Origin of the sequence: Stenotrophomonas sp. SrG (genome assembly GCF_050031795.1) — a bacterium.
In the GTDB taxonomy this organism is placed as follows: Bacteria; Pseudomonadota; Gammaproteobacteria; order Xanthomonadales; family Xanthomonadaceae; genus Stenotrophomonas; species Stenotrophomonas rhizophila_A.
The window spans coordinates 1-236 of record NZ_JBNBBE010001283.1; the positions used below are offsets into that span (position 1 = coordinate 1).

General features: G+C 68.2%; 1 pseudogene. It reads left to right on the top strand.

The features are described from left to right. Window positions 1–236, top strand: a pseudogene (locus tag ACQG3P_RS23555) (DNA polymerase IV); the annotation flags it as partial.

The following is a 236-nucleotide window of genomic DNA, read 5'->3' on the forward strand; positions in this document are numbered from 1 at the left end:
GTTGTGCCCGGATGCGGTGTTCGTGCCGCCGGATGTCGTGCGCTACAAGGCGGTGTCGCGGCAGGTGCGGGCGATTTTCCTGCGGCATACGGATCTGGTGGAGCCGTTGTCGCTGGATGAGGCGTACCTGGATGTGACGGTGCCCAAGGGCGGGATGACGGTGGCGACGGAGATCGCGGCGCTGATCCGCACGCCGCTCCGGGCGGAGACGCAGTTGACGGCGTCGGCGGGAATCG